The 13,242-nt window shown below is 71.6% G+C and carries 12 protein-coding genes; 4 read left to right on the forward strand and 8 right to left on the reverse strand.

Translation table 11 applies throughout. The features are described 5' to 3' along the window. Position 1: 1 nt before the first annotated feature. Both trmB and BUB75_RS24535 read right to left on the reverse strand, forming a co-directional pair. Positions 2-691, reverse strand: coding sequence for a tRNA (guanosine(46)-N7)-methyltransferase TrmB (trmB, locus tag BUB75_RS24530; protein ID WP_073260137.1), 690 nt, complete (start codon positions 689-691; stop codon positions 2-4). Positions 692-733: 42 nt separating this feature from the next. Beyond that, on the reverse strand, positions 734-1,444 hold the full coding sequence (locus BUB75_RS24535) for a class I SAM-dependent methyltransferase (protein WP_073260265.1): 711 nt from the start codon (positions 1,442-1,444) through the stop codon (positions 734-736). 136 nt (positions 1,445-1,580) lie between these two features. Between BUB75_RS24535 and BUB75_RS24540 the strand changes: the two genes are divergently transcribed. Beyond that, positions 1,581-1,979, forward strand: a complete 399-nt coding sequence (locus tag BUB75_RS24540) for a DUF4189 domain-containing protein (protein ID WP_073260138.1) — start codon at positions 1,581-1,583, stop codon at positions 1,977-1,979. 34 nt (positions 1,980-2,013) lie between these two features. On the opposite strand, the gene BUB75_RS24545 is transcribed toward BUB75_RS24540, so the two are convergent. Next, entirely contained in the window at positions 2,014-2,697 is a 684-nt protein-coding gene (locus BUB75_RS24545) for a GMC oxidoreductase (RefSeq protein WP_073260139.1), read from the reverse strand. 252 nt (positions 2,698-2,949) lie between these two features. Between BUB75_RS24545 and BUB75_RS24555 the strand changes: the two genes are divergently transcribed. Then, positions 2,950-3,825: a toll/interleukin-1 receptor domain-containing protein gene (locus tag BUB75_RS24555; protein WP_084741652.1), complete on the forward strand. Its 876-nt coding sequence runs from the start codon at positions 2,950-2,952 to the stop codon at positions 3,823-3,825. 324 nt (positions 3,826-4,149) lie between these two features. Here the strand turns inward: BUB75_RS24555 and BUB75_RS24560 are convergent, their stop codons facing one another. Beyond that, complete coding sequence (locus BUB75_RS24560) at positions 4,150-5,046, reverse strand: SDR family NAD(P)-dependent oxidoreductase (RefSeq protein WP_073260142.1); 897 nt, start codon at positions 5,044-5,046, stop codon at positions 4,150-4,152. Positions 5,047-5,125: 79 nt separating this feature from the next. Here BUB75_RS24560 and BUB75_RS24565 point away from each other — a divergent pair, with 79 nt between their 5' ends. Further along, positions 5,126-6,073, forward strand: a complete 948-nt coding sequence (locus tag BUB75_RS24565; protein ID WP_084741653.1) for a LysR family transcriptional regulator — start codon at positions 5,126-5,128, stop codon at positions 6,071-6,073. Here BUB75_RS24565 and BUB75_RS24570 read toward each other — a convergent pair. Then, positions 6,051-6,662, reverse strand: coding sequence for a TetR/AcrR family transcriptional regulator (locus BUB75_RS24570; RefSeq protein ID WP_073260143.1), 612 nt, complete (start codon positions 6,660-6,662; stop codon positions 6,051-6,053). The two genes, BUB75_RS24565 and BUB75_RS24570, sit on opposite strands and share 23 nt — an antisense overlap. 103 nt (positions 6,663-6,765) lie before the next feature. On the opposite strand from BUB75_RS24570, the gene BUB75_RS24575 reads away from it, so the two are divergent. After that, on the forward strand, positions 6,766-8,265 hold the full coding sequence (locus tag BUB75_RS24575; RefSeq protein WP_073260144.1) for an MFS transporter: 1,500 nt from the start codon (positions 6,766-6,768) through the stop codon (positions 8,263-8,265). A gap of 97 nt (positions 8,266-8,362) precedes the next feature. Here the strand turns inward: BUB75_RS24575 and BUB75_RS24580 are convergent, their stop codons facing one another. Genes BUB75_RS24580 through BUB75_RS24590 form a run of 3 tightly spaced genes read right to left on the reverse strand, consistent with a single transcriptional unit; the run spans position 8,363 to position 13,231 of the window. Further along, positions 8,363-9,631 (reverse strand): ABC transporter substrate-binding protein, encoded by a 1,269-nt coding sequence (locus BUB75_RS24580; protein WP_084741654.1) that lies wholly within the window; start codon positions 9,629-9,631, stop codon positions 8,363-8,365. Between the two features lie 40 nt (positions 9,632-9,671). Further along, entirely contained in the window at positions 9,672-12,458 is a 2,787-nt protein-coding gene (locus tag BUB75_RS24585; RefSeq protein ID WP_073260146.1) for an ABC transporter permease subunit, read from the reverse strand. Beyond that, positions 12,455-13,231 (reverse strand): ABC transporter ATP-binding protein, encoded by a 777-nt coding sequence (locus BUB75_RS24590; RefSeq protein WP_218617740.1) that lies wholly within the window; start codon positions 13,229-13,231, stop codon positions 12,455-12,457. The genes BUB75_RS24585 and BUB75_RS24590 overlap by 4 nt, the downstream gene beginning before the upstream one ends. Positions 13,232-13,242 lie beyond the last annotated feature (11 nt).

The following is a 13,242-nucleotide window of genomic DNA, read 5'->3' on the forward strand; positions in this document are numbered from 1 at the left end:
TTCAGGCTGATGCGGGTGCGGGGCGACGCGCGAAGATGTCCGCGACGACGTGGCCCTTCGCTCGGCCGCGGGTCTCGTACTTCGTTTCCGGACGCCACGCCGGGCGCTCCACCGGGCCGCCGTGCTCGAGTTCCAGGCCGGGCTCGGCAGCCAGCACCGCGACCATCTGCTCGGCGTAGGGCTCCCAGTCGGTGGCGCAGTGCAGCCGCCCGCCGGGGACCAGCCGGTCCGCGACCAGCGCGGCGAACCGGGCGTCGACCAGGCGGCGCTTGTGATGCCGCGCCTTGGGCCACGGGTCGGGAAAGTAGAGGCGTACGCCGGCCAGGCTCGCGGGCGGGATCCGCTGCTCCAGCAGCTGGGCGCCGTCGCCGTGGAGCACCCGCACGTTGTCCAGCCCACGCTCGTGGACGCCGCGCAACAGCGCGCCGACGCCGGGAACGTGCACGTCGGCGGCGATCAGGCAGGTACGCGGATCGGCCTGCGCCATCTCCAGCGTGGTGCCGCCCATGCCGAAACCGATCTCCAGGACGACGGGCGCGTCACGGCCGAAGAGTTCCGTCAGGTCGAGGGGCGCGTCACCGGCCGGGATCGCGAACCGGTCGGCCAGCGTGCCCAGGGCCCTGCGCTGACCGGGCGTAACCCGGCCACTACGCAGCTTGTAGGTCCGGTTGACGGTCGCGCTCTCGGTCACGCCTCATTGTCCGCTACGCGCCGACCCGACCCGCACCGGCCATCACGGCTTGCGCGCGAGGACGAGCAGGCGGTGCGGACTTCCGTCCCGGTACCGGCCCGCGCCGGTCAGCGCGTCGGCCGTGACGCTGAATCCGGCCGACGTCAGATCCGCGCGGATCGCCGGTAGGCGGCTGGTGCGGTAGTACATGACGAACGGAGGCCGCCACACCGTGTTGCGGACGCGCATGACCAGGTCGAACCCGAGCGTCTGCCAGTACCAGCTGTCGGTGAGGGGCGGCGGCGCCTCGATCGGGAAGGCGAAGAGCCCGCCGGGTCGCAGCGCGCGGTACACACCCTCGAAGAGCGCCGGCCGTTCGGAGGGCAGGAAGTGGCCGAGCGCTCCGAAGCTGACCGCGAGGTCGAAGCGCTCGGCGAACGGCAGGGCCCTGGCGTCGGCCCGCACCCATAAGGCGTCCGGATTCGCGGCCCGCGCCTGGGCGAGCATGTTGGCGCTGAAGTCGACGCCGGTGATCCGTCCGCGGCACAGCGTGGTGAGAACCTGCGTGCCCGCGCCGGTACCGCAGCACACGTCCAGACCATCGGTGAACGGCCCGAGGCCGGCCAGCGCTTCGGCGGTCGTGTCGAGAACGACGTCCGCCGTGCGGTAGGGCGTGTAGTCGAACTTCGGGGCGAGGAGGTCGTAGCCGTGCTCGACCGACGAGAGCGCCTGGACACACAGCTCACGCGCAGACGGGCCCTGGGACGAGAACACCGACCGAGCGTATCCGTCGACCGGTCCCGCCGGAGACAGTTGGATGCGCATCCGGCGCGTTATACCCGGATTTGTCGTCTTTACTCCCGTGTGGTGATTTCATGCAGGAGTCGTCGGGGAGCAACGGGGGGCGTTGATGAACATCGTGAAGAAGTTGGTGCTGGTCGCTGCGTGTGCAGTGCTCAGCCCGCTGGTGTCGGCGGGGCCTGCGGAGGCGGTGGGGGGTCCGTACTACGGAGCCATCGCCTATTCGGAGTCCACCGCCAAGTACGGGTACGCATGGACGGGGGCCGGGCAGGCGGCAGCCGACGCGAGGGCGCGTCTCTACTGTCAGCAGACCGGTGCGACCGACTGCGTCGTCCGGGTGAGCGCCTACGGCGGTTGGATCGCGCTGGCGACCACGATTCCGAGTAATCCGTGGGGCTGGGGACGCGCCGGGACTCGCCAGGGCGCGGTGAACTTCGCGCTGAGCGGTTGCCGGACCTACGGCGGTGGTGACGCCTGTGCGCTGGCCATCGCGGTCGATCTGACCTGACCCTGCCCGGTCAGGTCAGCGCCCGGCCGGCGCGCTACGCCGGCCGGGCTACCTCGGCCACCCCAGCGACGTCGGCCGCCTCGGCCGACGTGGGGAACGGCGCGTCCACCAGGCGCTTCTGCGCCCGGGACGCGAAGTACTCGCGGGACGCCTGGTCGAGCGACCGGCAGACCACCCGGTCGGACGCTTCGGACGGTGCCGGCAGCGGTCCGGCCACCGTGACGCCGGGGCGGATCGCGGTGTCGAAGCGCGAGCGTCGCTCGGCGAACAACCCGAGCAGCGGCGAACGGCCGGGGCGAGCGGATCGACGGGGCTCAGTGATCGTCATGCCCCTAGCCTGGTCCCTCAGGGGCGTCCGGCACCTGAGTAGTTCTGCCCGCGGCGCGGACGGTCCGCGGCGGCGGAGGTTCTCGACGCCGTGCACCCACCCGTCCGGGTCCACCACCGCGGAAGAATCGTCCGCCGCCCCCATCCGGCACGTACCGACCGGGTGGTGATACGGCGCCACGGGACCCTGCTCACCTCCGCTGATCACGGCATCCAGCGGCGCGCTCCGGGCCAGTCGTCCGGCGAGGTCGGCGTCCGCCCGCAGCCGCACCAGGTCGCGCGGGTCGGAGAGCAGACCGGTGTTGATGCGGGGCGGCACACGCGGATCGGCCGACACGAGTCGCAGCACGCCGCGGGACTCGGGTGAGAGCAGCGCCACCAGCAGCGTCACCGAGGTGCGGTCGCCGTCGGGCAGTTCAACTCCACGCCGCAGGCACGGTCACCGGCGAACGCCACGCCGCGCGCCGCCGGGTTCACCCCGGTCGACGGCGTCGAGTATCGCGAACTCCCCGATCTGCGGATCCGCGCGGAGGTCGCGATGGTCACCCGTGCCGGGGACGAGCGTCCGCTGGTGGCCCGATTCACCGAGAGCGTGCGGGCCACGATGCGCCGCGTGTGAGGTCCCGGCTGCGACGATCACTCCATGTCGAGGCGAGTGTTCATCAGCTACGCACGCGAGGATCGGAGCGGGGTCGACGAGATGGCCTCGGATCTGCGTCACGCCAAGATGGACGTGTGGTACGACGCGCGGCTGGCAGGCGGCGATCCATGGTGGACCGAGATCCTCCGCAACATCCGCGAATGCGACACGTTCGTGTTCGCGCTCTCGGAGTGGTCGATGGCGTCGGAGGCGTGCCGGCGCGAGTACGGCTACGCGCGGGACCTGCGACGACGCGTTCTTCCGGTTCGGATGGGCGAGCTTCCCGTGGTCGGGCCGGAACTCGACGACCTCTCCGGCCTGCACCAAACCCCCTATCGCACGGGGGACAAGACGGCGACGTTCGACCTACTCGCGGCGTTAGAAGCGCTTCCACCCGCCGGTCCGCTCCCCAGCCCATTGCCGAGCCCTCCGCCGCGTCCGCGTCCGGAGGACTCAGGACGTGTATCGGCAGTACGGACCGAGACGACGGCCGTCCCGTACTCCACTTTGCGGGGCGTAGCGGTCGAGGATCGGCTCCCCCGGGAGTTCCCCGTCTACCACTACCGCTTGCGGGTCGGCGGATTCAAGACGCGAATGACCGTGGTGTTTGTTGCAGTCCGGGTATTCGCCCCCCGCTCGGAGAACCACCGGAGCCTTCGCAAGAAAGGGTGGGATCCGGACGAGGTCGTGCGGATCGACGTCACGATGGACGGCAGACCGGTCCCGGCCGTGTTTGTTCCCGGCGCCGTGCCGACGGCGAAGGTTCAGTTGCCGAACGGCGTCGAGCTCATCCTCACCTATACGCCCTACGCCGGTGTCAACCTCGCGATCGACGGTGCGACCATCGATGTCGAAACGACGCCGGACAGCGGCCTATGACCCGGCCGGCGGATCGACCGGCTGCGGGTAGCCGTCCTTGAGCACGTCGCGCACCCGCGGGTTGTTCGCCACCAGCATGGCGTCCCACGGCCGTGTGGAGTTCGACCCGGTAGCTCACGCGGGGGCGGGTCGAGGCCAGTCGGGGAGGGCGTCCTCGGCGGCGAGGAAGCGACCTGGTTCAGCCGCGCGAGCCTCCGCGGCGCGCTGCCGGAAATCAGGCTGCCGGTAGGCGATGGCGCGGAGGTGCCAGAGCCGGAGAACGTCCTGTAGGGCGGGCCGAGTCTAGGCGCTCAGAACCGCGCAGCGCTGGATTCATCCACAGGCCTAGGCGACACCACCGGCGCGGAGCGACGACGAACCGAGTGTGCGGTCGGTGAGCGCCCGGACGGCCGCCGTCAGCTCCGGGGTCACCGCCGCCCGCAGCCCCTCGCCCGACCCGCCGTCGGGCTCGACGATCGTTCCGGCGGTGAGCTCCGGTGCGGTGGCGGCACGCACGATCGACCGAACCGCCTCGTCGGCCGGCCGCTTGACGCCCTCGAGAATCGCGTCCCACATGCCGCGCATCGCCGGAGGCAACATGCGCTGCTCCATCGCGGCAGCGTTCGGCGTCGCCGCCGGACCGGGGTCGGCCACGACCAGCGTGATCCCGCGCTCGGCCAGCGGACCGGCGACGTCGAGGGCCCAGGTGAGGTTGGCGAGTTTCGCTCGCCCGGTCACCGCGAGCCCGTAGTACTCGCCGGGCAGGTCGACGTCGGTGAAGTCCGGCACCGCGGCGACCATGGCCGACGACGTCACCTGGACGACGCGGCTCGGCTCGCCGGACTCAGCCGCCCCCGCCGCCAGCGAATCGGTCAGCGCGTCGGTCAGCAGGTACGGCGTCAGGTGGTTCAGGACGAACGCGCCTTCGATACCGTCCACGGACTCCCAGCGGTCGACGTACATCCCGCCGACGTTGTTGACCAGGAGGTGCAGCGGCCCGGCGGCGGCGATCGTCCGGCCGACGTCGCGCACCTCGGCCAGCGAGGACAGATCGGCCGGGAGGAACCGGACCTCACCGCCGGCGGACTCGGCCCGCAGCGTGTCGACGGCGCGCCGCCCGCGCTCGGCGTTCCGGCCGATCACCGTCACCTCGTACGCCGCGCGGACCAGGGCGCGGGCGGTCTCGAACCCGAGGCCCGCGGTGCCCGCGGTGACGACGGCGCGGCGGACGTTCTGCGTCATGGTGGTGCTTCCTTCTCTCGATGTCGGAACGGATTCGATCCTGCGACCGCCGTGACCAGCGAGGAAGGCCGATCCGGGCATGGCTGGCATGCTGGAGGGGCATCGCAGCCGGGAGGGACACGACGTGCCGGACATCGACCTGCGCCACCTGCGGTACCTGATCGCCGTCGCCGCCGACGGTGCGATCACCTCGGCGGCCGACCGGCTGGGCATGACCCAGCCCGCGCTGTCCCGGGCGATCCGCGCGCTGGAGGCCGACGTCGGCGTCCCGCTGCTGGTCCGGCGGGCGCGCGGCGTCGCGCTCACCGAGGCCGGGAGCGTGCTCGTCGCGGAGGCCCGCGAGCTCACCGACCGGGTTGACGCCGCGGTGAACCGGGCTCGGCGTGCGGCCGAGCCCGAGGTCCGGCTGCGGGTCAGCGCCCGCGGCTGCGACATCGCCGTGCTGCAGGACCTGACCCGTTCCTACAACAACGACCATGCGGACGCTCATGCGGAGGCGCTCGTCGTCGACGGGAACCTCCAGTCCGAACTGTTGCGGACCGGCGGCACCGAGCTGGCGCTGATCCGCGCGCCGTTCGACGCGGACGGCCTGGACAGCGACGTCGTCGCGGTCGAGCCGCGGGTCGTCCTGCTGCCGTCGAACCATCCGCTGGCCGATCGGGGCGTCGTCGACCGGGCGGAGCTGGCCGCGGATCCGGTGGTCGTCTGGGCGAGCGACGGGCCCGCCGAGCGCGCCTACGCGCTCGGCGTCGATCGCGGTGACGTGCCCGCGGTGGCCGGACCGGAGGTCGGTGACGTGCTGCAGCTGCTGGCCCGGGTGCGGCTCGGCGACGGGATCGCGTTCGTCGCGACGTCGCTCCAGCACGCGGTGGCGTTACCGCCCGACGTCCGGATGGTGCCGGTGAACGGGTTGTCGGCAGCCGAGCTGCGGCTGGTCTGGCGGGCGCACGAGACCTCGCCGCACATCGCCCGCTTCGTGCGCCACGCGGTCGACGGGGTGCCGGTCATTTCGTCAGAAGCGCGGTGACCAGATCGGACAGCGGGGCCTCGAGGTCCTGCGCCGACGCGGACGCGAGCGGCTGAGCACCGGGTGACGTGCGGAGCAGCGCGATGCCCAGCGCCGCGGCGAGCACGATCTGGGCGCGCAGCACGGTCGGTTCGCTCGGGGTCTCGTCGGTGCCGGTGGCGGTCCGGGCGAGCCGCCTGCTGATCGATCCCAGGAGCCTGCGCCGCAGTTCGTCCACCCGCTCCTCGCCGGACGAGCGGAGGAGCAGCAACAGCCCGTCCTGCACCTGGTCGTCTGCGGCCGAGCCGGCGATGCGCTCGGCGATGTCGGCGGCGACCTGCGTGGGGGAGTGGATCTCGGTGTCGCGGTCGAGTTCGGTGGTCGCGTCGGCCAGGCACGCCTCGAACAGACCTTCTTTGGACGCGTAGTACCGGCTGATCAGCGCGACGTTGACACCGGCGTCCTCGGCGATGTCGCGGACCGTGGTCGCCGCGTAGCCGTCCCGTGCGAAGCGGCGCCGTGCCACTTCGAGCAGCAACCGGCGGGTGCGGGCCGCGTCGCGTCGCCGCGGGGCGGCGTCGGGCCCGGAAGGCGCAGGGGGCTCAGCCACCGGCGCAGCGTATCTCACATCGGGCCGATGTAATCACCTGTTGACTTGTGGGTATAGTTGCATGCAGCAAGTCATCATCCGTTTACAAACGTTCGGGGAATTCATGTCCCACGTCATCGAGCAGACCGGTGGCCGCCGCGTGAACGGCGGCCTCCTGGTGCTCTACCTCTCGCTGGGTGGCCTGGCCTACGCCGTCCTGCAGTCGCTGGTCTCGCCCGCGCTGGCGACGATCGGCCGCGACCTGGGCGTGTCGACCGGCGACGCCAGCTGGATCGTCACCGCGTATCTCCTGTCGGCCTCGGTGCTGACGCCCGTGCTGGGCCGGCTGGGCGACATGGTCGGCAAGCGCAAGGTCCTGATCGGCGTCCTCGCCCTGCTCGGCGCCGGCACGTTGCTGGCGGCGCTGGCGCCCAACCTGACCGTGCTGATCGTCGCCCGGGTGCTGCAGGGGGCGTCCGGCGCGATCCTGCCGTTGTCGATCGGCGCGGTGCGGGACGAGTTGCCGCGCGAGCGGGTCAGCGTCGTCGTCGGTCTGCTGTCGGCGATCTTCGGCATCGGTGCCGGCATCGGGATCGTGGCGGCCGGGCCGATCGTCGAGAACCTCTCCTGGCACTGGCTGTTCTGGCTGCCCCTGGTGCTGATCGCGATCGCCCTGCTCGGCGTCGTCTTCGGCATGAAGGAGTCGCCGGCCCGCACTCCCGGCCGCCTCGACGTCCTCGGCACGTCGATCCTGTCGGTGGCGCTGGTCGCTCTGTTGCTCGGGGTCAGCAAGGGCCAGGCCTGGGGCTGGGGCGACGGCAAGACGCTCGGACTGATCGCGCTCGGCGTCGTCGCGCTGGCCGGGTTCGTGTTCGTCGAGCTGCGGGTTCGTGAGCCGCTGATCGACATGCGGCTGATGAAGCGGCGCGGTGTCTGGGCCACCGACCTGGTCGCGCTGATCCTCGGCTTCGCGATGTTCGGCACGTTCCTGCTCGTCCCCACGCTGCTGCAACTGCCGGAAGCGACCGGCTACGGGTTCGGCAAGTCGGTGACCGAGGCGGGCTTCTTCCTGCTGCCCACCGTGGCGATGATGGTCGTGTGCGGCCCGATCGCCGGAATCCTGGTCCGCCGGGTCGGGCCGAAGCTGCCGATGTTCGCCGGTGTGGTCTTGGTCGTCGCAGCGTTCGCGCTGCCGGCCGTGGCGCACGGTGAGGCGTGGCAGGTGCTGCTGTCCGGCGTGCTGACCGGTGCCGGCATCGGCCTGGCGTTCTCCGCGATGTCCAACGCGATCATCGAGGCCGTGCCCGCGGGCCAGACCGGCGAGGCGACGAGCGTCAACGCGATCGCCCGGACGATCGGGTCGAGCATCGGCACGGCCGTCGTGGCCGCGGTGATCACGTCGAACACGACTCCGCAGGGGCTACCCACCGACGACGCGTTCACCTACGGATTCTGGGTCTGCGCGGGCGTGGCGGTGCTGGCGATCGTGGCCGCTCTCGCTCTGCCCTCGGCGCACCGCCGTCACGAGGAGGCCGTCGCCACCGGCGTCGAGGACCTCCCGCCGGAGCCGCCGGAGCCGCCGGAGCTCCACCTGCCCCAGGTGGGCGCGCACTCCCGGTCGTGAGGCTCGCTCCGCTGTGGATCAGCGGGGCTTTACTGCCGCCCTGGCGATAGTAAAGCCCCGCTGTACCACTTTGGACAGCCCAGCGCCGGGCGGCGGATCAGGCCGTCGGGTTGTCGATCAGCTCGACACAACTCAGCTTCGCGCGCACGGTGTACGTCTTCCCGTCGCTGCTGACCCACGCGAGACAGCCCGCCGATTCGCCGTGCATCCGCGGGAACTCGAGCTTCCCGACGCCCTCACCGTCGATGATGCTGAAGTTGTCGTTGAGCATCTTCACCAGCGAGCTGCGGGTCAGGTCCTTGCCGGCCTTCTCCAGCATCTTCACGAACATGTCGGCCGACCAGTACCCGTAGCCGAGCGGGAGCGTCAGCCGCTGGTCCGCCTTGACGGTGCGGATCGCCGCGATCGCCTCCTTCATCCGCGGAGTGTCGACCTCCCACGGCTGCATCGACATCAGCTCGTTGCCACCGGCCGCCGCCCGGACCAGGCGCGGGTCGTACATCGTGAAGTCCTGACGGATCCCCTTGTACCCGGCGCCGATCAGCGCCTTGGTCATGCCGAGCGTGTTCTGCGCGGTCGTGATCGTCATGACGTACTCCGGCGCCTTGCCCCCGGCGCTCCGCATGACCTCGGTGGCGTACGGCGTGTAGTCCGAGACCGGCGCCGAGGAGGCGCCCGGCATCGTGTTCTGGGTCAGGACGAGGTTGCCGCCCTGAGCCTTGATGACGCTGCCGTAGAGCTTGGCGGTCCGCATCGAGGACGCGCCGTCGTCCCCGACGACCGCGATCGTGTGGCCCTTCACGGTCTTGTCCGGGAAGAGCTGGCCGACGAAGTGCGCGACGTTCGAGGTGTGGGGCGTGGTACCGGCCGGGCAGCCGTTGTACGCGAACGTGTAGTCGCTGTTGCACCAGGCGTCGTCGAACCCGAACCCGAACGTCGGCACGCCCTGCTGCTCGATGAACGGCTTCGTGTTGGCGAGGAAGCTCGACGTCGTCACCAGCGCGAACACACCGTCCTGCTGGACGAGCGAACGCACGGCGGTGACGGCCGAGGCGGCGGCCCCGCCGTCGTCGGCGACCTTGTCGACGACGATCTTGCGGCCGTGGACCCCGCCGTCCTCGTTGACCTGCGCGAACCGGGCCTGGATGCCCACCGCGGCGTCGGCGAACTGCTTGTTGCCGACGACCACGCCTACGTGGATCTCGGTGTCGGTGAGGCCGGCCGAGTCGTCGCCGACCACTGCGGCGTCGGCGTCGCGCCTGCCTCCGTCGGAGGTCGAGGTGCAGGCGGTCAGCGTGACCGCCACGGCAAGAAGGACGCTCAGCGCGCGCCACCGTGGTCTGCGCGCTCGAGTTCGGGGTGCCATCGGACTCCTTTGTTCGATGCGGGGTTCATTCGGCGGGGGTTCATTCGGCGGGGACGGTGTTCACGGGGGCGCGGACGGCGAGGTAGTCCTCGGCGATCCGGTCGAGGTCGATCTCGGAGCGCGGGCCGGTCCAGACGACGCGGCCGGGCGCCATCATTACGACCTCGTCCGCGAGCCGGAGTGCCTCGGCCGCCCGTTCCTGGATGAGGAGGATCGCGGTGCCCTGCTCGCGGAGCTCGACGATCGCCTCGAAGATCTGCTCGGCGACCTTGGGGGCGAGGCCGAGCGTCGGTTCGTCGGCCAGCAGCACGGCCGGGGGGCTGACCAGCGCCGACGCGAGCGCGAGCATCTGTTGCTCGCCGCCGGACAGCGCACCCGCGCGCACGCCGCGCCGGTCGCGCAGCGCGGGCAGCCGCTCGTAGGCGGCCGCGCGCTGTTCGGCGGTGCGCATCCGGACCGCGAGGTTCTCCTCGACGGTCAGCCCGGGGAAGATCCCCCGTCCTTCCGGCGCGACGAACAGGCCGCGGGTGTTGCGGCGGAACGCCGGTTCGCCGGTGACGTCGACGCCGTCGATCTCGATCGTGCCGGTCGTCGGCACGACCAGGCCACCGGCGACGTTGCACAGCGTGGTCTTGCCGACGCCGTTCGGCCCGACGAGCGCCACGACCCGGCCCGCGGTGAGCACCAGGTCGACCCCGCGCAGCACCTCGCGCCCGTCGTACCCGGCGTGAATGCCACGGAGCCGCAGAGCCGCACGGACAGGCGCCTCCGGGGTGACCGGCACGGCCAGGTCCGTTGCGACCGCGACCGCGACGGTTTCCTCCTTGCGGGCTCGGCGTTCGCGGCGTTCGCGCCGGTGGGCGGCGCTGAGCGCGAACGCGCCGTCCGGGTTCTGCGCCAACCCGATCGCGCCCAGGCCGAGCAGCGCGGCGAGGAACTCGTGGTCACCCACGAACGCCTCCGCGCCCTCGGTCCAGCCGAACAGCGCGACGAGCAGCTCGGTCCCGGCCGCGGTGAGGAAGCCGGCCAGCAGCGCACCGGCCGGGCGGCGGATGCCGAGCGTCGCGATCGTGACCAGCCAGATCAGCCCCGCGATCGGCGGCGTGGTGCTGTCGGTGAACGACCCGGCCTGGAGGATGTAGAGCGACCCGCCGAGCCCGGCGATCGCCGCGGAGAACGCGAACGTCAGGACCCGGGTGCGGTCCGGGGACAGCCCGACGGTGCGGGCCGCGATGTCCGAGCTGCGTGCCGCGTAGATCACCCGGCCGGACGCCGAGCGCTGCAGGTTCGTGATCGTCCAGGTGACGAGTCCGAACAGGAGCAGCGCGGCCACGAACATTACGCGCTGGTCGGAGAAGTCCAGCGGCCCCAGCGATCCGGCCCGCACGGTCCACCCCGCGGTGGTGTTCCGGATCGCGTCGACCTTGAAGATCAGCAGGTCGGCGACGAACGCCAGCGACAGCGTCGCGAGGGCCAGCGCCAGCGCGCCGAGCCGCCGGATCGGCAGCGCGATCAGCGCGCCTGCCGCACCGGCCACCAGCGCCGACAGCACGATGATCGGGATCTCGTGCAGGTACCCGTCGCTCAGCAGCCCGGCGATACCCACCGGGAACTGGTGGTTGAAGAGCCACCCGGTGACGAACGCGCCGGTGGTCACGAACATGGCCTGCGCCAGGCTGACCATTCCGCCCATGCCGGTGACCACGACGAACGACAGGTAGATCACCGCGAACACCGCGCCGAGCGCGAGCAGGTTCTGCCAGAGCGGCGAGGCGACGAACAGCCCGAACACGACCAGCCCGGCGACCACGACGAGCCACGGCAACCGGCGGCGCCAGGCCGGGAGGCCGTCCCGGTGGTCGGGCGGTGGCACCTCCCGGGTGGACAGCCCGCCGAGCCGGCCCTGCTGCCGCGCCAGCACCAGCAGGCCGATGAGCGTCAGCAGGTAGGGGATGGCCGAGCGCAGCCCGGACAGCCCGGCGATGACGTCGGGCAGCACGCGGTCCGCGTACCCCGCGACCAGGTTCGCGACGACGCCCAGCAGCAGGCCGCCGAGCAACGCCAGCGGGATCGACCGGAACTTGGCGAGCACGACGGCGGCCAGCGAACCCAGCACGACCAGCGTGTAGAGCGTGTCGCCGAGGCCGAACAGCGGGCTGATCAGGACGCCGCCGAGCCCGGCCAGCCCGCTGCTGACCGCCCACGCGAGGTCGGACACGCGCGCGGAGTCGATGCCGCGCAGCGTCGCCAGCTCCCGGCGGTCGACGTCGGCGCGCATCGCCAGCCCGACCCGGGACCGGTTCAGCAGCAGCCAGAGACCGGCGGCGGTCAGCGCGGCCACGACCAGCACCGCGATCTGGTCGGTGTCGAGGACGACGCCGGTGAACAGCGTCCACCGCTCGGCCGGGACCGGGCCCAGGCCCGGCGTCTCGTACACGTTGTCGGTCGTCGGCAGGCTGCCGCCGTGGTGGTTGATCTGCTTGACGACGAACTGGGCCAGGGCCGGGAGCGCGACGTAGATGCCGATCGTGCCGACGATCCGGGCGTACACCGGGGCGGTGGCCAGGCGCCGGAACAGCGCGCGGTTGAGCAGAATGCCGAGGCCGGGCGCGAACAGGACTACGCAGATCACGAACGCCGCCCACCGGGGGACGTGCAGCCCGGTGTTCAGCTGGTAGAAGAGGTACGCGGTGACGAACGCGATCGCGCCGTGCGCGAAGTTCAGCGTGCCGGACGACTGGTAGGTCAGGACGATGCCCGACGCCATGATCGCGAACAGCGCACCGGTCACCGCGCCGGAGACGACGAGGGCGAGTAGCTCGATCATGCGGCGGCCTCGCCGAGGTAGGCGCGGCGGACGTCCGGGTGGGCCTGGATCTCCGCGGGCGTTCCCTGCGCCAGCAGGCGGCCGGAGTCAAGGACCGCGATCCGGTCGCAGCGTCCGACGATGAACTCCATGTCGTGTTCGATCAGGAGCATCGCGCACCCGGTTTCGGTCCGGACCGCCTCGATCCGGGAGATCAGGATCGCGGCCTGGTCGGCGTCCATCCCGGACGTCGACTCGTCGAGGAGCAGGACAGCCGGCGGGTCGACGATCGCCCGCGCGAGCTCCACCAGCCGGGCGACGCCGAGCGGGAGACCACCGGCGTTCCGGGTGGCGTAGTCCGCGATGCCGCAGAGCTCGAGCACCTCGCGGACCCGGACGCGACGATCGCGCTCCCGGTGCTGCCGCGCCGGTAACCGAAGCAGGTCGCCGACGAACCCGCCACCGCCGCCGCGCCATTCCAGCGCGGCCAGGACGTTGTCCTCGACCGACAGCCAGCCGAAGACCTGCGCCGCCTGGTACGTGCGGCGTAGCCCGAGCCGAGCCCTGGTGGCCGGGGACTGCCGGGTGATGTCGGTGCCGTCGAACCCGACCGTGCCGCTGGTCGGCGCGCGGAGCCCGGACACGACGTCGAAGAGCGTCGTCTTCCCGGCGCCGTTCGGGCCGATGATGCCGAGCGTCTCGCCAGGGGACAGGTCGAGGTTCACCGCGTCGAGTGCGACGACGCCGCCGAACCGGACGGTGACGTTACGGAGTTGGAGTACCGCCTCGGGCACGCTGCCTCCTC

Source organism: Cryptosporangium aurantiacum (assembly GCF_900143005.1).
GTDB lineage: Bacteria > Actinomycetota > Actinomycetes > Mycobacteriales > Cryptosporangiaceae > Cryptosporangium > Cryptosporangium aurantiacum.